Here is a 21,060-nt window from a genome sequence, read left to right as displayed (position 1 = left end):
CGGATGTTCTGGTGCGAATGGGCTTGGTTGCCCGGAGGACCTCGTCAGGACGTGCTGTTCGAGGTGGACGGCGGGCGGATCACCTCCGTTCGGTCGGGGGAACCGCCCGGTGGTGCGCGCAGACTGCCCGGATTGGTGTTGCCGGGCCTGGCCAACGCGCACTCGCACGCCTTCCACCGGGCCCTGCGGGGCGACACGGGACGCGGCACGTTCTGGACCTGGCGGGAACAGATGTACCGGGTCGCGGCGAAACTCGATCCCGACAGCTACTACCAGCTCGCGCGCGGGGTCTACGCGGAGATGGTGCAGGCCGGGATCACCGGTGTTGGCGAGTTCCACTACGTGCACCACGCGCCCGGCGGCTCCCGCTACGAAGACCCGAACGCGATGGGTCACGCTCTTGCGCAAGCCGCTCGCGACGCCGGCATCCGGCTGACCATGCTGGACACCTGTTACCTGACAGGTGGTTTCGGCCGAGAACTGGACGACGTCCAGCGGCGGTTCTCCGACGGTGATGCCACCGGTTGGAAGGAGCGCGTGGGAACGTTCACTTCGGACGGTGTGCTCGTGGGTGCTGCGGTGCACTCGGTTCGGGCCGTGCCTGCCGAGGCGATCGAGGAGGTCGCCGGGTGGGCGAGTGACAGGAAGGTTCCCCTGCACCTGCACCTGTCGGAACAGCGCGCGGAGAACGACGCCTGCTTGGCCGCGCACGGACGAACCCCGTCGCAGCTGCTGGCGGAGCGAGGTGCCCTCGGGGACAACGTCACCGCCGTGCACGCCACTCATCTCGCGGCAGGCGACGTCGCGTTGCTGGGTGGCAGCGGAACCGGAGTGTGCTTGTGTCCCACCACCGAAGCGGACCTGGCGGATGGGATCGGTCCTGCCGGAGCGCTGGCGGTGGCGGGAAGCCCGTTGTCGCTGGGCAGCGACGGGCATTCGGTGATCGATGTCCTCGCCGAGAGCCAGGCGGTCGAGTCCTACCAGCGCTTGGCGACGGAGACCCGGGGCCATCACCGGCCGCAGGAGTTGCTCGCGATGGCCACGGCGCACGCCTCGATCGGCCACCCCGACGCCGGGCGGCTCGAGGTCGGCGCACGTGCGGACTTCGTGGCGATCGACCTCGACACCGCGCGTCTCGCCGGTGTCGCTCCGCACGCGGTGCCTGCCGTCGCCCGTGCAGACGACGTGCGCGAAGTGATCGTCGACGGTCGGAGCGTTGTCGTCGACGGGACCCACACCGCCATCGACACCGCCCGTGAACTGCGCGAATCCATCACGCGCCTGCGAACGTGAGGAAATAGGCAACGATGACAGCCACTGTTATCACTGGAATTGGTGAACTCACGACCAACGAGTCGGAACTCGGCACCTTCGGCGACGCGGCGCTGGTCTTCGAAGGTGACCGGATCGTCTGGGTGGGTCCGTCCGGCAACGCGCCGGACGCGGACGAGCACCTCGACGTCGAGGGCCGGGCCGTCCTGCCCGGATGGGTGGACAGCCACACCCACCTCGTCTTCGCAGGCGATCGGACCGCTGAGTTCGCCGACCGCATGGCCGGCCGCCCGTACCATGCAGGCGGCATCGCGGTCACCGTCAACGCGACCCGGCAGGCAACCGACGACGAACTGGCCCGCAACCTGCGTCGGCACGTCCGCGAGGCCGCCGCTCAAGGCACGACCTGCCTGGAAACCAAGACCGGCTACGGCTTGACCGTGGCCGACGAGCTGCGTGCGGCGAAGATCGCCGCCGATTACGTCGACGAGGTCACCTTCCTCGGCGCGCATCTCGTCCCCCCGGGCGCCGACGCGACGGACTACGTCGATCTGGTGTCGGGCGAGATGCTCGACGCTGTCGCCGACCACGTCGGCTGGTGCGACGTGTTCTGCGAGGAAGGTGCCTTCGACGCCGACCAGTCCCGCCGGGTGCTGACCGAGGCCCGTCGCCGCGGCCTAGGGCTGCGAGTGCACGGCAATCAGCTCGGCCCAGGGCCCGGGGTCGGACTGGCGGTCGAGTTGGATGCGGCCAGCGTCGACCACTGCACCCACCTGGAACGCTCCGACATCGACGCCCTCGGCGGGTCCGGCACCGTGGCGACCTTGCTGCCCGCGTGCGACCTGTCCACGCGCCAACCCCTGCCGGACGCGCGGGCCCTGCTGGACGCCGGCGCCACCGTTGCCCTCGCGAGCAATTGCAACCCCGGCTCCTCCTACACCTCATCGATGGCGTTCTGCGTGACCACTGCGGTCCTGCAGATGCGGATGAGCGTGGACGAGGCCGTGCGTGCCGCTACCTGGGGAGGTGCCCGAGCGTTGCGACGTGACTCCGGCGACGGTGCGGTGGGGGTGCTGCGTCCAGGCGCCCGCGCCGACTTCCAGGTGCTCGACGCCCCCAGCGCCACGTGGCTGGCCTATCGCCCAGGGGTTCCCCTCACCCACGCGGTGTGGCGCAAGGGCGACCGCGTGCGCTGACGCCACCAGGCGTGAGCGTGGGAACCTTCCTGTCAACACCGCCGCTGCTTCGTACACTGCGCTCATGACCTGCGGTTCGGGAAGAGCTCGGTGAGCGACGGAGAGCGGGGGCGTTCTGCGTTCGCCGAGGACGCCGAGCGCTACGACCGGTCCCGTCCGGGGTACCCGGCGGAGCTGTTCGACGTCCTGACCGCCGCGGTCGGTGAGGCCGCGCGAGTGCTCGAGATCGGCTGCGGCACCGGGCAGGCGAGCGTGCCGCTGGCTTCCCGCGGATTCGCGCTCACCGCTCTCGAGCTGAGCGAGGAGCTGGCGGCGTTGGCTCGGCGCAACCTGGGCGAATACCACTCGGCGCGCGTGGTCGTCCAGGCGTTCGAGGAGTGGCCGCTGCCGCCCGTCGGGTTCGACCTGGTCGTCGCCGCGACTTCGTTCGACCGGCTCGACCCCGAGCAGCGCATGACGAAGGTCGCCGACGCGCTGCGCCCGCGCGGTGCGCTCGCCGTCATCTCCACGCACCACATCGCTGGGGGCAGCGACTCGTTCTTCGCGCAGGCCGGGCAGTGCTACGAGTGCTTCGCCCCCACCGCGGCACCCAGGCGGTCTCTGCCCACCCCCGATGAGATCCCGAGGGAATCGGAGGAATTCCACCGCTCACGCCGCTTCAGCGCACCGGAGTTTCACCAGTACGAGTGGGAAGCGCAGTACACGAGCGTCCAGTACCTCGACCTGCTGAAGACGTACTCGGATCATCGGACGATGCCGGACTCGGTGCGCGAGCAGCTGCTGGACTGCATCGAAGGGCACATCGAGGATCACGGCGGCGTGGTCAGCAAGCGGTACCTCACGCAGCTGACCTTTGCTCAGCGCCTCGGTTGATGTCGACGGGTGGCACGGCTGCCTCGCTCGCGACAACCGTCCGCGGATGGTCACCGCAGAGCTTGACTTCCAGTTAACTCGAAGTTGGAGGCTCACCGGAGTCAACGGAGAGCGGAGTGATCGAGATGCGCGCGGTGCAGGTCGGCGAATTCGGAGGGCCCGAAGTGCTGACGTCGGTGGAAAAGCCCGACCCGACGCCGAAACCGGGACAGGTCCTGGTGCGGATGGCGGCCGTGGACGTGCTGTTCCTGGACACGAGGCTCCGGCAAGGCTGGGGTCGGCAGTACTTCGAGATGAACCCGCCCTACATCCCCGGAGACGGCGTGGCCGGAGAAGTGGTGGCGTTGGGTGAGAACGTCGATCCCGCATGGCTGGGCCGAACCGTCGTCGCCAGCACGCAGAACAGCGGAACCTACGCCGAACTGGTCGCCGTCGAGGAAACCGAGCTCGCCGCGATCCCCGACGGTGTGGACGAGCGGTCCGCCGTGGTGCTGCTGCACGACGCCACGACGGCCATGCTGCTCTGCGACCACGCAGCCGTGCGGCCTGGAGAACGGGTCCTCGTCACGGCCGCCGGCGGCGGAGCGGCGTCCATCATCATCCAGCTCGCCCAAACTGCTGGTGCTCAGGTCATCGGGGCCGCCAGGGGAGAGCAGAAGCTCGATCTGGTGCGCCGGCTGGGAGCCGAACCCGTCGACTACGGCGAAGCCGGTTGGGCTGAGAAGGTTCGCGCTCTGACCGGTGGCGTCGACGTCGTTTTCGACGGAGCCGGTGGTCGATACGGGCTGGAGGCGTTCCAGGCGGTCGACGACGGCGCGCGCATCATCACCTACGGAGCATCCGACTCGGACTTCGCGGAAATCGACGCCGACGAAGCGAAGCGGCGTGATGTGACCGTCGCGGGGCTGCTCGAAATCCAGTACACGTCGCGCCGCCAACGACTGCATCTGCTCAACAAGGCCTTGGCCGAAGCGTCCGCCGGGCACATCGCCCCCACCATCGGGAAGAGCTTCCCCTTGGCTCGAGCCGCCGACGCGCACGTCGCCATCGAGCAACGCGAGATCGTCGGGCGGGCCGTGCTGCTGGCCTGATCGGTTCCCGGCCGCGCCTCTCCGGGGTGCGCGGCCGGGGCCGGATCATTCGTCGTCGACGTCGTCGCGTGCGAGGAAGGTCGCCAAACGCTCAGTGGCGTCCTCGAAATCCGGGTTGAGGTCCACGAAGGCCCGCATCCGGTCAGCGACCCACGCCAAGGTGACCTCGTCGTCACCGCGACGCTCTTCAAGTTCCTCAATGCCGCGGTCGGTGAAATACACCGTTCCTCCTCAATGGTCCATCGCTCTTCAACGCGGTGCGGTCGGGAACAGCAGGGTACGAAACCGGTCTCCAGCACCGGAACCGAGCCCCGGTCGACATGAGCGGAAGGTTCCCATGCACACTCCGCCGCCCCCGCCCGAGCGCAAAGGAGCGGGCCGCCGGTTCCCGAAGGAACCGACGGCCCGCTCGCTCTGCTCGGAAGGTCAGGCGAAGGCGTTCTGCACGACCTCGGCCTGCTCGACCTCGTGGACCTTGGCCAGGCCGGTGGCCGGAGCGGCCATCGGACGGCGCGAGACCCGCTTGAGCTTGCCGACCAGCTCGGGGAACTGCTCGGTCAGGGCCAAGCCCAGGAACGGCCACGCACCCTGGTTGGCCGGCTCCTCCTGCGTCCAACGGACCGACTCGAGGTTCGGGTACCGCTCGAACAGGGCGCCCAGCTTGCGGTGCGGCAGCGGGTAGAGCTGCTCGAGCCGCGCAACCGCGGTGTCGGTGATGCCGTTCTTCTCCTGGTAGGCGGCCAGCTCGTAGTAGAGCTTGCCGGTGCACAGCACCAGCTTCTTGACCTGCGACGGATCCGGCTGCGCCGGGTCGTCGATCACCGAGGTGAACTTGCCCTCCGTGAAGTCCTCGACCGGGCTGGTCGCGGCCTTCAGGCGCAGCATCGACTTCGGCGTGAACACCACCAGCGGGCGGTGGATCCCGTCGAGGGCGTGCCGACGCAGCAGGTGGAAGTAGTTCGCGGGGGTCGACGGCATGGCGACCGTCATCGAACCCTCGGCGCACAGCTGCAGCCACCGCTCGATGCGGCCCGAGCTGTGGTCGGGGCCCTGCCCCTCCTGGCCGTGCGGCAGCAGCATCACGACGTCCGAGCGCTGCCCCCACTTGGCCTCACCGGACGAGATGAACTCGTCGATGATCGGCTGGGCGCCGTTGAAGAAGTCACCGAACTGCGCCTCCCACAGCACCAGCGACTCGGGGTTGCCCACCGAGTAGCCGTACTCGAAGCCCAGCGCGGCGAACTCCGACAGCGCCGAGTCGTAGACCAGGAACTTGCCCTGGTCGCCCGAGAGGTTCTGCAGCGGCGTGTACTCGGAGTCGTTCTTGCGGTCGATGAGCACCGAGTGGCGCTGACCGAACGTGCCGCGGCGGCTGTCCTGACCGGTCAGGCGGACCTGGCGGCCCTCCATCACCAGCGAACCGAACGCGAGCAGCTCGCCGAAGGCCCAGTCGATGCCGCCCTCGCGGCCCATCTTGGCGCGACGCTCGAGCACGGGCTTCACGCGCGGGTGCGGGGAGAAGCCGTCCGGCAGGTTGATCTGAGCCTCGGAGATGCGCTCCAGCGACTCCGGCGAGATCGCGGTGGACAGGCCGCGCGGGACCTGCTGCTCGGCCTCCACCGACGGGCTCGGTGCCGGCGGGTGCTTCTCCAGCTCGCGGACCTCGTTGAACACGTGCTCCAGCTGCGCGGCGTAGTCCTTGAGGGCCTTCTCCGCCTCGTCCACGGTGATGTCACCGCGGCCGATCAGCGACTCGGTGTAGACCTTGCGGACGCTGCGCATCTTGTCGATCGCGTCGTACATCTTCGGCTGCGTCATCGACGGGTCGTCGCCCTCGTTGTGCCCGCGACGGCGGTAGCAGACCATGTCGATCACGACGTCCTTGCCGAACGTCTGGCGGTACTCCACGGCCAGCCGCGCGACCCACACGCACGCCTCGGGATCGTCGCCGTTGACGTGGAACACCGGCGCGCCGATCATCTTCGCGACGTCGGTGCAGTACTTGCTGGAACGCGAGTGCTCCGGAGCAGTGGTGTAGCCGACCTGGTTGTTGACGATCACGTGGACCGTGCCACCGGTGCGGTAACCGCGCAGCAGCGACAGGTTCAGTGTCTCGGCGACCACGCCCTGACCGGCGAACGCGGCGTCACCGTGCATCAGCACCGGCAGCACCGTGAAGCCCTCCTGGCCCTTGTCCAGGATGTCCTGCTTGGCGCGGACGATGCCTTCCAGCACCGGGTCCACGGCCTCCAGGTGGGACGGGTTCGAGGTCAGCGACACCTTGGTCTCGCCGTCGCCGAACATCCGGAAGTACTTGCCCTCGGCGCCCAGGTGGTACTTCACGTCACCGGAACCGTGGGCCTGACCCGGGTCGAGGTTGCCCTCGAACTCGCGGAAGATCTGCGAGATCGGCTTGCCGACGATGTTGGCCAGCACGTTGAGCCGGCCGCGGTGCGGCATGCCGACGACGACCTCGTCGAGCTCGTTGGCCGCGGAGTTGTCCAGCACCGCGTCCAGCAGCGGAACCACGGTCTCCGCGCCTTCCAGCGAGAACCGCTTCTGCCCGACGTACTTGGTCTGCAGGAACGTCTCGAAGGCCTCGGCCGCGTTGAGCTTCGACAGGATGTACTTCTGCTCGGTCGAATCCGGCTTGGTGTGCGGCTTCTCGACCCGCTGCTGCAGCCATTCGCGCTCGTCGGGCTCGAGGATGTGCATGTACTCCACGCCGACGGTGCGGCAGTAGGAGTCGCGCAGCACGCCGAGCACGTCGCGCAGCTTCATCTTCTCGCGACCGGCGAAACCGCCCACGGCGAACTCGCGGTCCAGGTCCCACAGCGTGAGGCTGTGCGACAGGACGTCGAGGTCCTCGTGCCGGCGCTGCCGGTAGTTCAGCGGGTCGATGTCGGCCATCAGGTGGCCGCGGGTGCGGTAGGCGTCGATCAGCTCGAGCACGCGGGCGGTCTTGTCCACCGCGCCCTCGGGGATGTCCTGGGTCCAGCGCACCGGCTCGTACGGGATGCGCAGCGAGGCGAAGATGTCGTCGAAGAAGCCGTCCTCGCCCAGCAGCAGCTGGTGCACGCGACGCAGGAAGTCGCCGGACTCCGCTCCCTGGATGACGCGGTGGTCGTAGGTGGACGTCAGCGTCACGATCTTGCTGATGCCCATGTCGACCAGCGTCTTCTCGCTGGCGCCCTGGAACTCCGCAGGGTAGTCCATCGCGCCGACACCGATGATCGCGCTCTGGCCCTTGGTCAGCCGCGGCACCGAGTGATTGGTGCCCGACGGACCCGGGTTGGTCAGCGAGATGGTGGTTCCGGCGAAGTCGTCCGCGGTCAGCGCGTTGCTGCGCGCCTTGCGGATGATGTCCTCGTAGGCCTGCCAGAACTGCTGGAACGTCATGTCCTCGCAGCCCTTGATGGAGGCGACCACCAGGTTGCGTGAACCGTCCTTGCCCGGCATGTCGATCGCCAGGCCGAGGTTGATGTGCTCCGGAGCGACCGACGCCGGCTTGCCCTTGGCGTCCTCGCCGTAGTGGCTGTTCATGTTCGGGAAGTCCTTGACCGCCCTGACCAGCGCGTAGCCGATCAGGTGCGTGAAGGAGATCTTCCCGCCCTTGTTCCGCTTGAGGTGGTTGTTGATGACGATGCGGTTGTCGAACAGCAGCTTCGCGGGCACCGCGCGCACGCTGGTCGCGGTGGGGACCGTGAGCGACTGGTCCATGTTCTTGGCGATCGCAGCCGCAGCGCCGCGCAGGGTCTTGACGTCACCCTCCGCCTGGGGCTGCTTGACCGGAGCGGCCTTGGCAGCCTGCTGCGGAGAGGGTTTCGGGGCGGCAGCGGGCTTCGCGGCAGGCGCCGCGGGCGCGGGAGACGCGGCAGCAGCTGGTGCCTGGCCGTTGGTCTCGCCGGTGCGCGTCGCGGTGGCCGTCGTGCCTGGGGGCGCCGCAGTGCCGGCCGCCGCAGCGGTAGCGGTGTTCTCGTTTGTAGCCTGACCCGACTTGTAGTCGGCGAAGAATTCGTGCCACGCCGAGTCTACGGAAGTGGGATCTTGGAGGAACCGCTCATACATCTCCTCGATCAACCACTCATTGGGGCCGAACTGTGACGCGGGGCTGCTGGACACGGCTGGCGTTCGCCTCGATCCATATGCTCGTGATTTACAGACACACTCGGGTACCAGGCTAGCCGCCCGATTCGCGAGGTTGACACACAGGACGGCCGTTCGGCCGACCGATTCCGCGCACGGAATCGATCAGGATCGCCCGGCCAGCGGTGATGGGCCCCCGTTCGGGCCATGCGATCGATCATCAACCGCCCCTGACGTGCGTGGTTCGCTGATCAGCGCTGCTTGGCACTAGTCCATACGGGTTGTCGTACCTGTTCATTATGGCGTTTCACCGACACGGTGTGTTCCCACCTGGTAACCGATTAGGCCCGCATCGCGGGATCGACCCCGGTTGCTCGGCCAGACGGTCGGATTTGTCCGCCTCCTGACTTCGGAGCGTGTCCGCATGCTCTCAGTCCGTGCGCACGAGCCGCGGATGTGGCGATCGTGACAGAAAGGTTCCCTTCCTCACATCTCGCTGCGATCTCCCGATGAGAACGGCGAGAGGTTCGCGACGCCTCGCAGGCGACGCGAACAAGGGAACCTTCCTCACGCGATGTTGCTCGTCTCCGCGGACGCCTCGTCCTCTTCGGCGCCGTGCGCGTCGGCGGCGCGCCAGAGCCTGGCGTAGTGACCGCCTCGAGCCAGCAGCTCCTCGTGACACCCCTGCTCGACGATCCGCCCGCCATCGACCACCACGATCCGATCGGCTCGTGCTGCGGTCCCCAATCGGTGCGCCACGACGAAGGTCGTTCGCTGCGCGGCAAGTCGATCGCTGGCTGCCATCACCATCGACTCGGTCGCTGGATCCAGCGCGGCCGTCGCCTCGTCCAGCAGCAGCACGTCCGGGTCCACCAGTTGCGCACGCGCCAGGGCGACCAGCTGCCGCTGGCCAGCCGAGAGGGCGCGACCGCGCTCACCGACCTCCTGCCGGAACCCGTGCGGCAGCATCGAGATCCCCGGGAGTGCACCCACCGCGCGGGCAGCGCCCTCGACCTCCGCCGGTCCCGCATCGGGGCGCGCGTAGGTGATGTTGCCGGCGACGTCCCCGGTGAACAGGTGCCCCTCCTGCGGCACGACAGCCAGGCGCTGGTGGAAGGCGCCCAACTCGTAGCCCCGCACATCGACCCCATCGATCAGAACCGCGCCTTCGGCGACGTCGTAGAAGCGTGCGATCAGCTTGATCAGGGTCGACTTTCCCGCACCGGTCGCGCCCACCAGCGCCACGGTCTCGCCGGGCCGGACCCGGAGGTTCACGTCCTCCAGCGCGTACTGCTCGGTTCCGGGATAGCGGAAGGAAACCGCCCGCAGCTCCACCTCGCCGTGAAACCGCTCGGGCGCTTCCACCGGATCGGCAGCGGCGGGCACCGACGTCGGCGTGCGCAACAGCTCACCGATGCGCCGCAACCCGACCTTGGCCTGCTGGTAGCTGTCGAAAACCCCGGACAACTGCTGGACCGGTGAGAAGAACAAGCTCAGGTACAGCAGGAAGGCGACCAGCACCCCGGCCGTCAGCTCGCCGGAAGCGACCCGCGCTGCACCCACCCCCAACACGGCCGCCTGCGCGATCTCCGACAGCAGCGCCACGAACGGGAAGTAGGTGGCGATGTAGCGCTGAGCGCGCAGGCGTGAACGGCGGTACGCGTCGCTGCGCTGCGCGAACACCTTCGCCGCGTGCCCCTCGCGGCGGTGCGCCTGAGCGACCCGCATGCCGGAGACGTTCTCCTGGAGATCGGCGTTGACGGTGCTGACCCTCTCCCGCGCCTCGGCGTAGGCGGTGGAGGACACCTTGCGGAAGATGACCGTGGCGACCACCAGGACCGGAAGCACCGCCATCGCCACCAGGGCCAGCGACGGGTCGGTGAACAGCAGCGCCCCCGCGATGCCCAGCAACGTCAGCACGCTGACCACGAACGTCGCCAAGCCCGTCTGCAGGAACGTTGACAGCGCGTCGACATCGGTGGTCATGCGGGTCATGATGCGGCCCGCCAGCTCCCGCTCGTAGAAGTCGAGTCCCAGTCGCTGCAGGTGCGCGAAGCTGCGCAAGCGGAGCACGTAGAGCAGGGTTTCGCCGGTCCGGGCCGTGATCACGGTTTGCAGCTTGATCACCAGCCAGCCACCGCCCACCAGCAGCGCGGCGAGGCCCGTGGCCAACCACAACGCGTTCAAGTGCCCGGTTCCGACACCGCTGTCGATGCCGTGCCGCACCAGCGACGGCAACAGCACCGAGGTCAGCGCATCACCGGCCACCAGGGCGATCGTCAGCGCGAGTCCCCATCGGATCGGCCGCAGCAGCCGCGCCAACCGGAACTGCGGGTCCGGGGCCGTGGGATCGGTTTCTCCCACCGACGGCGCATCCCGGGTCGGCGGCAGGTTGCGGATCCCCTCGATCAGCTCAGCCGTCGGGGGAACCGACGTGGTGCTCATGCCATGACGGCCCGGCATGGACGCAGCAACGCCCGAATCCGACGGTTCGGACGACTGATCGTGCGGCCACAGCTCAGGGGTGATCCCGACAGAGGACGTCTCCACGGGATCGTCGCGTCGATCGTCGATCGCCTGCCCCGGACCGGACAGCAGCGAGCGGAACAACTCGCATCGCTCTCGCAGCTCGACCTCGGTCCCCACGTCGACGACGCGGCCCTCGTCGAGCACCGCGATCCGATCGGCCAGCGCCAGCGTCGAGCGGCGGTGCGCGATGAGCAACGTAGTGCGCTGCGCGGTCACCGAACGCAGCGTGTCGTGGATGGCGGCCTCCGTCGCCGGATCGACCGCCGACGTCGCGTCGTCGAGCACCAGAACCCTCGGGTCCGACAGCAAAGCCCTGGCCAAGGCGACGCGTTGGCGCTGACCACCGGAAAGCGTCAGGCCGCGTTCCCCGACGGTCGTGTCGTACCCGTCGGGGAGGCCGGTGATGAACTCGTGCGCCTCGGCGCCCTTGGCTGCGGCGATCACGTCCTCGTCGCTGGCGCCGGAACGCCCGTAGGCGATGTTGCCGCGAATGGTGTCCGAGAACAGGAACGCTTCCTCGAAGACGACCCCCACCGCGCTGCGCAGCGAACCCAGCCGCAGATCGCGGATGTCGAAGGTCTCCCCGGTGTCGGCGGAGCGGATCGCGATCCGGCCCGAGTGCGCGTCGTAGAAGCGGGGCAGCAGCAGCGACACCGTGGACTTGCCCGAGCCTGCCGGGCCCACCAGAGCGACCGTCTCGCCCGGGTGCACGTGCAGATCGGCTTCCCGCAAGACCGGTTGGTCGCGGGTGTACCCGAAACCGACCCCGTCCAGACGGACCTCCAACGGGCCTTCTGGCAGCGAGCGGGCATCGGGCTTTTCCACGACCTCCGGCTGGGAGTCGGTGAGTTCGTGGATGCGCTCGACCCCGGCCCGCGCCAGCTGGGCTTGGATCATCACGCTGGAGAGCATTCGAGCCGGTCCGGACAGCATCGCCACGTAGCCGGCGAATGCGACGAAGGTTCCCAAGCTCACCTGGCCCTGGAACACCAGCCAGCCGCCCAGGCCCAGCACACCCACCTGGCCGGCCGCGGGCAGCGTCGCCAGGCTCGCAGCGGGCAGGGACGTCATCCGCGCGGCGCGCAGCCGCTCCGCGAACAGCCTCCGCGCCCGGGATTCCAGTCGGCCGACCTCGCGCTCCTCCTGGCCGAAGCCCTTCACCACCCGCACGCCGGTGACGGTTTCCTCGACGTGCTGAGCGATGTCGGCTGCGCGTTGCTGAGCCGACCAGGTGGCGGGGAACAACCTCTTCTTGCTGCGTGCCGTGACCACGGCGATCAACGGCGACACGATCAGCGCCACGAGGGTGAGCAGCGGCGAGAGGAACAGCATCGCTGTGATCGCGAAAACCGCCAGCACGGCCGTTCCGGCAGCCAGCGGCAGCATGGACAGCAACGAGTGCACGAGCTGCAGGTCGCTGATCGAACGAGACACGACCTGCCCGGTGCGCAGGGCGTCCTGCTTGCCGCCGTCGAGGCGTTGCATCGCGGCGAAGACGGCCCGTCGCAGGTCGTGCTGCACGTTGAGGGCCAGTTGCCCGGCGCTGTAGCGGCGGACGAAAGCCGCACCGAACCGGAAGGCGCCCAGAACCAGCAGCAGGACCACGATCCACCACAGCCGCTCCGTGCTGCGCGCCACGGCGTCGTCGACCGCGAGCTTGGTCAGCAGCGGAACCAGCGCCTCCAACCCCACCGCGGTCACGGAGGCGCCCAGGGCCAACACCAGTGCGACCGGGTGACGCCGACATGCGGCGAAGAGGCGACGGATCCAGCCGCCGGAGGAACGGCGGGGATTCTCGGAGTCGCTCACCCCGCCAGGTTAGGCCGCGGCACCGACGCCGCAGCACCGCCAATGCTGCGGTGTGACCGGCGCCAAGGGGTGAGGAAGGGAACCTTCCTGTCATTTCGCCGCCGGTCTGCCCGGTCTGGCAGAAAGGTTCCCCTGCTCACTTCACGCCACGTCGCGCCGCGTCCCCACGAACCAGCCACCGGCCACGAACACCGCGGTGTAGCCGAGGAACGTCAGCAGGCTCGCCCACCACGGGTGACCGTAGGTGCCGCCGAAGAACAGGTGCAGGAGTTCGAAGGCCATGCGCGGTGTGTTCGGTTCGTCCGCCCCCGCGACTGCGGAGACGAACAGCGGAACGGCCAGGTTGGACACGATGCCGTTGCCCGCGGCGCCGGGCAGGTAGGGGCCGAGGCTCGACACCGCGGTGCCGGCCAAGCTGATCGACAGGATGAACTCGACGACGAACTTGTAGACCAGCGGCAGGATGACGACCAGCACGGAGTTGGCGATCAGCGCGCCGAACCCGACCCCGAGCAGCGTCCACAACAACATCGACAGCACACCCGCGCCGCCGACGCTGAGCCAGCTGCCGAATCCGCCGAAGTTGGCCACGTCCTGACCGGTGCCGAGCAGCGCTCCGAGACTCGCGAACAGGACGTTCGCCAACCCGTAGATGACCCCGCCGCCCGCGTAGACGATCAACTTCGCCCACAGCACGCCGCTGCGCGGGTTGGCGGTCAGGTAGGTCGTGGTGATGGTCTTGGCTCGGAACTCGCCTGCGAAGGCCATGGCTCCGAACAGCAGCGCGAAGATCGTTCCGAAGTTCGTCGACAGCGCCACCGCCAGCAGACCCAGCGGCAGCGAAGCGCTGAGCTCCTCGACCATGTCGATGATTCCGCCGAACGCGGTGCCCAACCAGCCTGCGCCGAATCCCAGCACCACCACGGGGATCAGCAGGGCCCACCACAGGCTCGTGGTGAAGATCTTCCGGTACTCGGCCTTGATCAGTCCGATCATCACACGCCCCCACCATCGCCCGGCCGTGCCCACGTCTCCGGCGTCGGCGGAGCGTGTTGCGCCAGCCCGGCGAACTGGCCGTGGGTGAGCTGGAAGAACAACTGCTCCAAGTCGATGCGCTCGTCCTGCATCGCGTAGAGCGCGACGCCGGCCTGCAGCGCCAGGTCTGCGACGGTGCGGGAGTCGGCGCCGAGCACGGCGAGCCGTCCGTCGGGGAGGTATTCGACGCCGTAACCGGCTTCTTGGGCCTTGTTGACCAGCGCTTCCGGGGAATCGGCCTGTACCAGCGCGCGTGATTGCTGTGCGGCGCGGAGTTCGTCGACGTGCCCCTCGTAGACGCACCGGCCCTGGCTGATGATGACCAGCCGATCCGCGGTGTGCTCGATCTCCCGCAGGAAATGACTGGACATCAGCACGGTCCGGCCGCCCGCGGCGAAGGCGTGCAGAAAGCCTCGCAGCCACGCGATGCCCTCCGGGTCGAGCCCGTTGGCCGGTTCGTCGAGGATCAGGATCTGCGGATCGCCCAGCAGTGCGGTGGCCAGCGCCAGACGTTGCCGCATGCCCAGTGAGAACCCGCCGGCCTTGCGGTCCGCGGCTGCGGCGAGCCCGACGAGTTCCAACGCGCGGTCGACCTGGCCGTCGGGGACGTCCATGGCAGCCGAGTAGCAGAGCAGGTGGTGGCGCGCGGTGCGGCTGGGGTGGAATCCGTGCGCGTCGAGAACGGCGCCGACCACCCCACCCGGTTTCGGGAGCCGGCTGAACGGCAGGCCGTTGATGGTGGCGGTGCCCGAGGTGGGGGTGACCAGGCCGAGGATCATGCGCAGCGCGGTGGTCTTTCCCGCCCCGTTGGGGCCCAGGAAGCCGGTGACGGCACCGGGTTGCACCGTGAAGCTGAGGTCCTGCACCGCGTGCACGGGACCGAATCTCTTGTTCAGCCCCTGCACGTGGATGCGGCCGCTGCCGTCGTGCACACGCCCTCCCACGTCCGGTCACCCGTCAGTGTGCCAACCCTGATGGCCCCCATCCTGCCGGACAGGTGGACCCGTGAAGGTGCGGCGTCGTGGCCGGTGCTGACCGCAGGGACCGGACGTGGGCGAGATCGGCAGGTCAGGCGCGTTCGACGACCGCTGCGCGGTAGATCTTGCCGTGCTCGGCTTCTTGCTGCTCGACCAGCGGCGGCGGGCTCGCGGAAACGGTCGTGAGGTCGGGGCGGATAAACTCGTCGGTGTCCCAGTCGGACGGTCCGGGCCCGGTGGCGGACACGATCGGCTCGCTGATCACCGCGACGGGTTCGGGGGTGTGCGGAGGGTGGGGGCGCGTCTGGCGGCGGAGTCTGCTCCGGCGTTCCGGCGAGCCGGATCGTTCGGTGATCAACTGGTGGTGCGCCGCCTGCCACACCTTGCAGGGCCAGGGTCGACGGCGCAGCGTGCCCCGGCAGGACGGGCAACGTCCGTCGGAGTCCGGTTCGTGGTCGTCTAACAGCGTTTTGAGGGCTTCGGTAAAGCGATACAGCTCGGACCGGGCAATCGGTAGCAGCACTTCGGGAGCGTCTTCGTCCACTGCTCGGTCCAGGGCGTCGAGCCGGTCTAGAACAGCCTTGCGCAGTGCCGTGTCCGTCACGTTTATCTCCCACCCGTCAGCGCGTTTTCCTGCGTCGGAGTTTCCGGCGGACGGCAGCAGATGATCAGTCACCCGCCGTTACCCCGATGGGTGACATCGGCATCGTGAGTTCACGCCTGCACGGCCACTCGACCAGACTCACCCCATCGAGTGGTTATCGATTCGGCTGGAAATTGGCGGCGAAGCTCTCGCTCACGTCGTCGGCAAACCGGCGATCTTGGCCTACACTGAGAGTGGCGGCCTGCTCCCGGTGACCCCCAGGCTGGTTGAGCGGGCCGCCCCTATTCGGCGTTGGGAGCGCCTTTTCCCATTCTCGGGCATGTCGAGTCCATTCGCATTCCCGCGGAAGTGGGGAATCAACCAATTCGAATTCGAACTCGGTGCACATTCCCGAGCGGGCGCTGCGGCCTTCGTGCGCAGGGGAACCTTCCTGTCACCGGGAGAAACCGGGCTGCGAGGAAGGGAGCGTTCCTCGCAGCCCGTGGCGCGAACAGTCCGGGGGCGACTCAGCCCAGGACGTCGCTCAGCGGCAGGCTCGTGCGACCGTGCGCCTCGGCCACGGCCCGGTTGACCAGGTTCCCGTCGTGGGTGTTGAGACCGTCGGCCAGAGCCGCATCCGCGCGGCAGGCGCGCTGCCAGCCGGCCTCGGCGATGCGCAGCACGTAGGGGAGGGTCACGTTGGTCAACGCGTGCGTGGAAGTGGTGGGCACCGCGCCGGGCATGTTCGCCACGCAGTAGAAGACCGAGTCGTGGACCTGATAGGTGGGCTCGTCGTGCGTGGTCGGACGGGAATCGGCGAAGCACCCGCCCTGGTCGATGGCGATGTCGACCAGCACGCTGCCCGCCTTCATCTCCGAGACCAGGTGGTTGGACACGAGCTTGGGGGCCTTCGCCCCAGCGATCAGCACGGCGCCGATCACCAGGTCCGCCGAGCGGACGGCCTGCTCGACCGCGTAGCGGTTCGACGCCACCGTGCGGATCTGGCCGTGGAAGTCGCGGTCGATCTCGCGCAGCTTGTCGACGTTGGTGTCCAGCAGCTCCACATCAGCACCCATTCCCAGGGCCACGCGAGCCGCGTTGAGGCCGGCGACGCCGCCGCCGATCACCACCACGCGCGCCGGGTGAACTCCCGGAACTCCGCCGGGCAGCACGCCGCGACCACCACTGGGCCGCATCAGCGAATGCGCACCCACCAGTGGCGCCAGTCGCCCGGCGACCTCGCTCATGGGGGCCAGCAGCGGCAGCCCGCCGCCCTCGGTCTGGACGGTCTCGTAGGCGATGCCGGTGATGCCCGAGGCCAGCATCGCGTCGGTCAGTTCAGCCGAGGCGGCCAGGTGCAGGTAGGTGAACAGCACCTGGTCCCGACGCAGCCGCGGGTACTCCTCCGCGATCGGCTCCTTGACCTTCAGCACCAGGTCGCCTTCGGCCCACACGTCGTCGGCGGCGGTCAGCACCTTCGCGCCTGAAGCGAGGAAGTCCTCGTCCGGAATGGACGAGCCCGCACCCGCACCTGCCTCGACGAACACGTCGTGACCGCGGGCGGTCAACTCGTGCACACCGGCCGGGGTGATCGCGACCCGGTACTCGTTGTTCTTGATCTCGCGAGGCACTGCGATCTTCACCGTGGGGTCCTTTCGTCGTGTGAAACAACGATCGGACGACGTGACGTGCAGCGCATCATTTCCACAGCATGAGATGAGGCGGGGGTGTTTGTTCTGCCAGCACAACGTCGGTGCGTGTGGGCGGGGTGGGGCTGGGGTGGCAGATCGGTTCCCATGCTCGCGACCCGCGACGATCGCCCGCGGGCTCAACCGTGCTGCGCCCACCTCTCGGTCAGCAGCTGCACCAGCAAGGCCGACCGGACGTCGGGGTCGTCGAGGTCGACGTCGACAAGCTGACCGATCCGCTTCATCCGGTACCGGAAGGTGTTGGGGTGGACCTGGAGCTCGCGGCCGGCTTGGCGGGGGTCGCCGGGGTACCGCAGCCATGCGTGCAAGGTCGCCTGGTACTCGGTGCCCTGCGCGCGATCGTGGTCGCGCAGCACCGTCAGCGGGCCCAGCGCGGCGGCGCCCGCATCAGCGGCGGCCCCCGCCATCCGGCTGAGGACCAGCAGGTGCCACAGGTCCTCGTAGATCGCGACAGGTTGCCGCACCAACCCCGTGCGCAGCAGGCCGATCAGCTCATCGGCCTGCGCTCGGGACCGCGGCACATCGGTGACCGGCACGGAGGTTCCCACCGCCACGAGCGGGCGAGGGGAGAGGTCGTGCGAGGTCAACGCGTGCCGCAACTCCGGCCAGCCGCCGCCGCGCGCCCTGTCGGGGACCAGCGCGTAGAGCCGGGTGCCGACCTCCGTGACCAGCGGCCGCCGCCCGATCCCGCGCGTGATCCACTCCCACATCGCCAAACGCTGCCCCTCCGCCGGCTCCTCCGAGGCGGGCATCTCGATCGCGATCACGCGGTGCGCCTCGTTGGGGACCGCCAGTTCGTTCGCCGCAGAACGCCATCCGTCGCTGCCGTCCAGCACCAACCGCACCTGCTCGGCCGATCGTCGCCGTTGCACGTCGGCGACCGCCCGCCAGCGCAGCAGCTGCAGCGCCACCAGCGGAGCGGTGTCGGCGAACGCGGTCGCGCGTTCCTCGGAGACGGGGCCGGGCACCACCGCCCACATCGAGCCCAGCAGCTCACCGCCCATGCGGATCGGCATCACCAGGCGCGGCAGCGTCCCGTCCTGCTGGGCTGGCACGAAGATCGCCGAACTGCCCTTGGTGAGCTGCCGGAACGTGCCGCGGGCGCGGAACTTCGCGAGCACGTCGTCCGGTTGCTTGCGGCCCATGATCGTGGAGATCCGCGCCGGATCGGTCAGGTCCTGGCGGGCCGAGTAGGCCAGCACCTGCGAATGGGCGTCCTCGACTGTCACCGGCGCGTCCACGACGTCGGCGACCGCGTCGGCGAGCCGGAACAGGTCGGCGACACCGCCCCCGCTCTCCTCCGCCTGCCTGATCCCGCCCGCCAAGGCCGCCCGGATCAACCACACCAGCTGCGCCCAAGCTGTGCCGGAGCGAACCTCCACCAGTGCGACATCGGCCGCGCGCACGGCCTCCACAACAGCGGTCTGCGCCGACACTGGCGGCTTGAGCAGCACCGCGGCCGCCCCCTGCTCGCCGCAGTCGCGCACCAACCGCATCGCTTGCTCGACGTCGTTGACGCCCACCCCCAGCACGAGGTCACCGCTCGCAGAGGTCGTGGGTTGATCCGGTTCGGCGATGACCACGTCGCCGGCGACCGTGTTGGGTTCCGGGCTGAACACCGTGCGCAACAGGGCCGGGCCCACCCGCTCCACCAGCGCCCGGATGTCGAGCATCGAAGGGGCCTCCTCGAGGCAAGGACGTGCCGGCAGAGATCACATGTGCATTGACAGTCTCGCTGGCCCGTTTATCGTTGCTGAGCAAATCGACAATCGCATACCGGCCATCGACCCCGTGCGGGAGAGACTCTGCCAGCAGTGCAGGGCGCCGAAGGAGCAACACTCCCCAGCAAACTCTCAGGCACCCATGACCGCTCGGGCGAGGCGACTCTGGAAAGTGCTCGTCGGCGTCGACGGGCCACCCACGGTGCAAGCCGCTCCCGCGGCGAAGCTCTCAGGTTCCGCAACAGAGGGGGAGGCCCAGCCGAAACCGGGGCGCAACGGCCCCTCGAACAGCTACGGAGCCTCCCTCATGTCGCTGCCCGCGAACCTGTCCTACACCGAAGAGCACGAGTGGATCGAGGACCGGGGCGAGATCGTTCGCATCGGCATCACCGAGCACGCCGCCAGCGCCCTCGGTGACATCGTCTTCGTGCAGCTGCCCGATACCGGCGACAAGATCGAATCCGGCCAGGCCTGCGGTGAGCTGGAGTCCACCAAGTCCGTCAGCGACCTGTTCGCGCCGGTCACCGGCGAGGTCGTGACCATCAACGAGTCCGCTGTGGACGACCCCGCCGTGGTCAACTCCGACCCCTACGGCGAAGGCTGGCTGATCGAGGTGCGGGTCAGCGAGACCGGTGCGACCCTCACGGCCCAGCAATACGCCGACTTGATCAACGAGTAGCCCGGGGGTCCCGGAACGAGGCGAGGCGATCAATGACGATCGGTGTCTTCGACCTGTTCTCGGTGGGGATCGGCCCGTCCAGCTCGCACACAGTGGGACCGATGCGCGCAGCGCAGCGGTTCACCGCAAGGCTGCGCGAGAACGGGTCGATCTTCAAGGTCAACAGGGTCAAAGCGGAGTTGTTCGGTTCTCTTGGCGCGACCGGTCATGGTCACGGCAGCCCGAACGCGGTCCTTCTCGGATTGGAAGGGCATCGCCCGGAGTCGGTGGACCCGGTGGCCGGCGCGCAGCGGGTCGGCGAGATCGAGGGGAGTGGTCTGCTGCGTCTCGGCGGTGACCACGTGCTGCCCTTCGACGGTGCGCGAGACCTGGTGCTGCACCGGCGCAAGTCGCTGCCGGAGCATCCCAACGGTCTGCGGTTCACCGCCACCGGCAACGACGGCGGCGAGCTGGATTCGGCCGTTTACTACTCGGTGGGCGGCGGTTTCGTCGTCGATGAGGGCGCGGTCGGCGCGGACCGTGTCAAAGCAGATGAGACAACGGTTCCCATGCCCTTCAACACGGGGGCGGAGCTGTTGCTGCGTTGCGAGGACGCGGACCTGCCGATCAGCGGCGTGATGCTGGCCAACGAGCTGTCGTGGCGCGAGGAATCCGCGGTGCGGGCAGGCCTGCTGGACATCTGGCGGGTGATGCGGGAATGCGTCGACAACGGATGCGGCAACACCGGTGAGCTGCCCGGCGGTCTGAAGGTGCGGCGGCGTGCGGCGGAGTTGGCCGCGGCGCTGACCGACCAGGACGACCCGATGGAATGGGTCACCCTGTTCGCGCTGGCGGTCAACGAGGAGAACGCGGCAGGTGGGCGCGTGGTGACCGCCCCGACCAACGGGGCGGCGGGAATCGTGCCCGCGGTGCTGCACTACTACGCGCGGTTCGTTCCCGGAGCCGACGAGGACGGCGTGGTGCGCTTCATGCTCACCGCCGGGGCGATCGGCGTTCTGTTCAAGGAGAACGCGTCCATCTCCGGAGCCGAGGTGGGCTGCCAAGGCGAAGTCGGCTCGGCGTGCTCGATGGCCGCAGCGGGTCTGGCCGAGGTTCTCGGCGGCACGCCGAGCCAGGTGGAGAACGCCGCGGAGATCGCGATGGAGCACAACCTGGGGCTCACCTGCGATCCGATCGGTGGGCTGGTGCAGATCCCGTGCATCGAGCGCAACGCGGTGGCGTCGGTCAAGGCGATCACCGCTGCCCGGATGGCGCTCCGCGGCAACGGCACGCACTTCGTGTCCCTGGACAAGGTCATGAAGACGATGCGGGAGACCGGCCGCGACATGAAGGTCAAGTACAAGGAGACCGCGCGCGGCGGCTTGGCCGTCAACGTCATCGAGTGCTGAGGAGGCCCGGGGCGAGGATGGGAACCTTCCTGTCAACGCCCCGGGCCTCTTCACCGTCGTGACCTGCGCAGTTCAACTTCTTCGACGTCATCGGCGGAACCATTGCGGCCAA

Annotated in this window: 14 protein-coding genes and 2 riboswitches; of the genes, 6 read left to right on the top strand and 8 right to left on the bottom strand. The window is 68.6% G+C overall.

Annotation, left to right across the window (positions count from 1 at the left end; translation table 11 throughout):
• The first annotated feature begins 3 nt into the window (after positions 1-3).
• The 4 genes from FHU35_RS24655 (at position 4) to FHU35_RS24640 (ending at position 4,432) form a co-directional block, all read left to right on the top strand.
• A complete protein-coding gene (locus FHU35_RS24655) occupies positions 4-1,293 on the top strand; it encodes a formimidoylglutamate deiminase (protein WP_145743918.1) in 1,290 nt (429 codons plus the stop codon).
• Between the two features lie 14 nt (positions 1,294-1,307).
• On the top strand, positions 1,308-2,468 hold the full coding sequence (hutI, locus tag FHU35_RS24650) for an imidazolonepropionase (protein ID WP_145743916.1): 1,161 nt from the start codon (positions 1,308-1,310) through the stop codon (positions 2,466-2,468).
• Positions 2,469-2,558: 90 nt separating this feature from the next.
• Positions 2,559-3,341: a class I SAM-dependent methyltransferase gene (locus FHU35_RS24645; protein ID WP_145743914.1), complete on the top strand. Its 783-nt coding sequence runs from the start codon at positions 2,559-2,561 to the stop codon at positions 3,339-3,341.
• 125 nt (positions 3,342-3,466) lie between these two features.
• Positions 3,467-4,432, top strand: a complete 966-nt coding sequence (locus tag FHU35_RS24640) for a zinc-binding dehydrogenase (RefSeq protein ID WP_145744625.1) — start codon at positions 3,467-3,469, stop codon at positions 4,430-4,432.
• Between the two features lie 45 nt (positions 4,433-4,477).
• Here the strand turns inward: FHU35_RS24640 and FHU35_RS29440 are convergent, their stop codons facing one another.
• The 8 genes from FHU35_RS29440 to FHU35_RS24605 all read right to left on the bottom strand — a co-directional run bounded on the left by FHU35_RS29440 (position 4,478) and on the right by FHU35_RS24605 (position 18,833).
• Positions 4,478-4,654: a DUF6104 family protein gene (locus FHU35_RS29440; RefSeq protein WP_186459597.1), complete on the bottom strand. Its 177-nt coding sequence runs from the start codon at positions 4,652-4,654 to the stop codon at positions 4,478-4,480.
• A gap of 204 nt (positions 4,655-4,858) precedes the next feature.
• Positions 4,859-8,500 carry a multifunctional oxoglutarate decarboxylase/oxoglutarate dehydrogenase thiamine pyrophosphate-binding subunit/dihydrolipoyllysine-residue succinyltransferase subunit gene (locus FHU35_RS24635; protein ID WP_246110554.1) on the bottom strand — a complete coding sequence of 1,214 codons (3,642 nt, stop codon included), beginning with the start codon at positions 8,498-8,500 and terminating at the stop codon, positions 4,859-4,861.
• 585 nt (positions 8,501-9,085) lie between these two features.
• Entirely contained in the window at positions 9,086-12,856 is a 3,771-nt protein-coding gene (locus tag FHU35_RS24630; RefSeq protein WP_145743909.1) for an ABC transporter ATP-binding protein, read from the bottom strand.
• A 141-nt stretch (positions 12,857-12,997) separates the two neighbouring features.
• A complete protein-coding gene (locus tag FHU35_RS24625) occupies positions 12,998-13,852 on the bottom strand; it encodes an ABC-2 transporter permease (protein WP_145743907.1) in 855 nt (284 codons plus the stop codon).
• Positions 13,852-14,823, bottom strand: a complete 972-nt coding sequence (locus tag FHU35_RS24620) for an ABC transporter ATP-binding protein (protein WP_145743905.1) — start codon at positions 14,821-14,823, stop codon at positions 13,852-13,854. The genes FHU35_RS24625 and FHU35_RS24620 overlap by 1 nt, the downstream gene beginning before the upstream one ends.
• Positions 14,824-14,959: 136 nt before the next feature.
• The gene (locus tag FHU35_RS24615) at positions 14,960-15,544 is read right to left on the bottom strand and encodes a hypothetical protein (RefSeq protein WP_145743903.1); all 585 of its coding nucleotides are present in this window, start codon (positions 15,542-15,544) and stop codon (positions 14,960-14,962) included.
• A 434-nt stretch (positions 15,545-15,978) separates the two neighbouring features.
• Positions 15,979-17,094, bottom strand: a complete 1,116-nt coding sequence (ald, locus tag FHU35_RS24610; protein ID WP_145743901.1) for an alanine dehydrogenase — start codon at positions 17,092-17,094, stop codon at positions 15,979-15,981.
• Between the two features lie 185 nt (positions 17,095-17,279).
• Positions 17,280-18,833 carry a PucR family transcriptional regulator gene (locus FHU35_RS24605; RefSeq protein ID WP_145743899.1) on the bottom strand — a complete coding sequence of 518 codons (1,554 nt, stop codon included), beginning with the start codon at positions 18,831-18,833 and terminating at the stop codon, positions 17,280-17,282.
• A 111-nt stretch (positions 18,834-18,944) separates the two neighbouring features.
• A riboswitch (glycine riboswitch) is annotated at positions 18,945-19,040 on the top strand.
• Positions 19,041-19,136: riboswitch (glycine riboswitch) on the top strand.
• A gap of 52 nt (positions 19,137-19,188) precedes the next feature.
• Between FHU35_RS24605 and gcvH the strand changes: the two genes are divergently transcribed.
• Together gcvH and FHU35_RS24595 are read left to right on the top strand one after the other, a co-directional pair.
• Entirely contained in the window at positions 19,189-19,560 is a 372-nt protein-coding gene (gene gcvH / locus FHU35_RS24600; RefSeq protein ID WP_145743897.1) for a glycine cleavage system protein GcvH, read from the top strand.
• Positions 19,561-19,592: 32 nt separating this feature from the next.
• Positions 19,593-20,948 (top strand): L-serine ammonia-lyase, encoded by a 1,356-nt coding sequence (locus FHU35_RS24595; protein WP_145743895.1) that lies wholly within the window; start codon positions 19,593-19,595, stop codon positions 20,946-20,948.
• The last annotated feature ends 112 nt before the right edge of the window (positions 20,949-21,060 follow it).

Origin of the sequence: Saccharopolyspora dendranthemae (genome assembly GCF_007829955.1) — a bacterium.
In the GTDB taxonomy this organism is placed as follows: Bacteria; Actinomycetota; Actinomycetes; order Mycobacteriales; family Pseudonocardiaceae; genus Saccharopolyspora; species Saccharopolyspora dendranthemae.
This window is presented reverse-complemented; position numbering and strand designations above follow the sequence as displayed.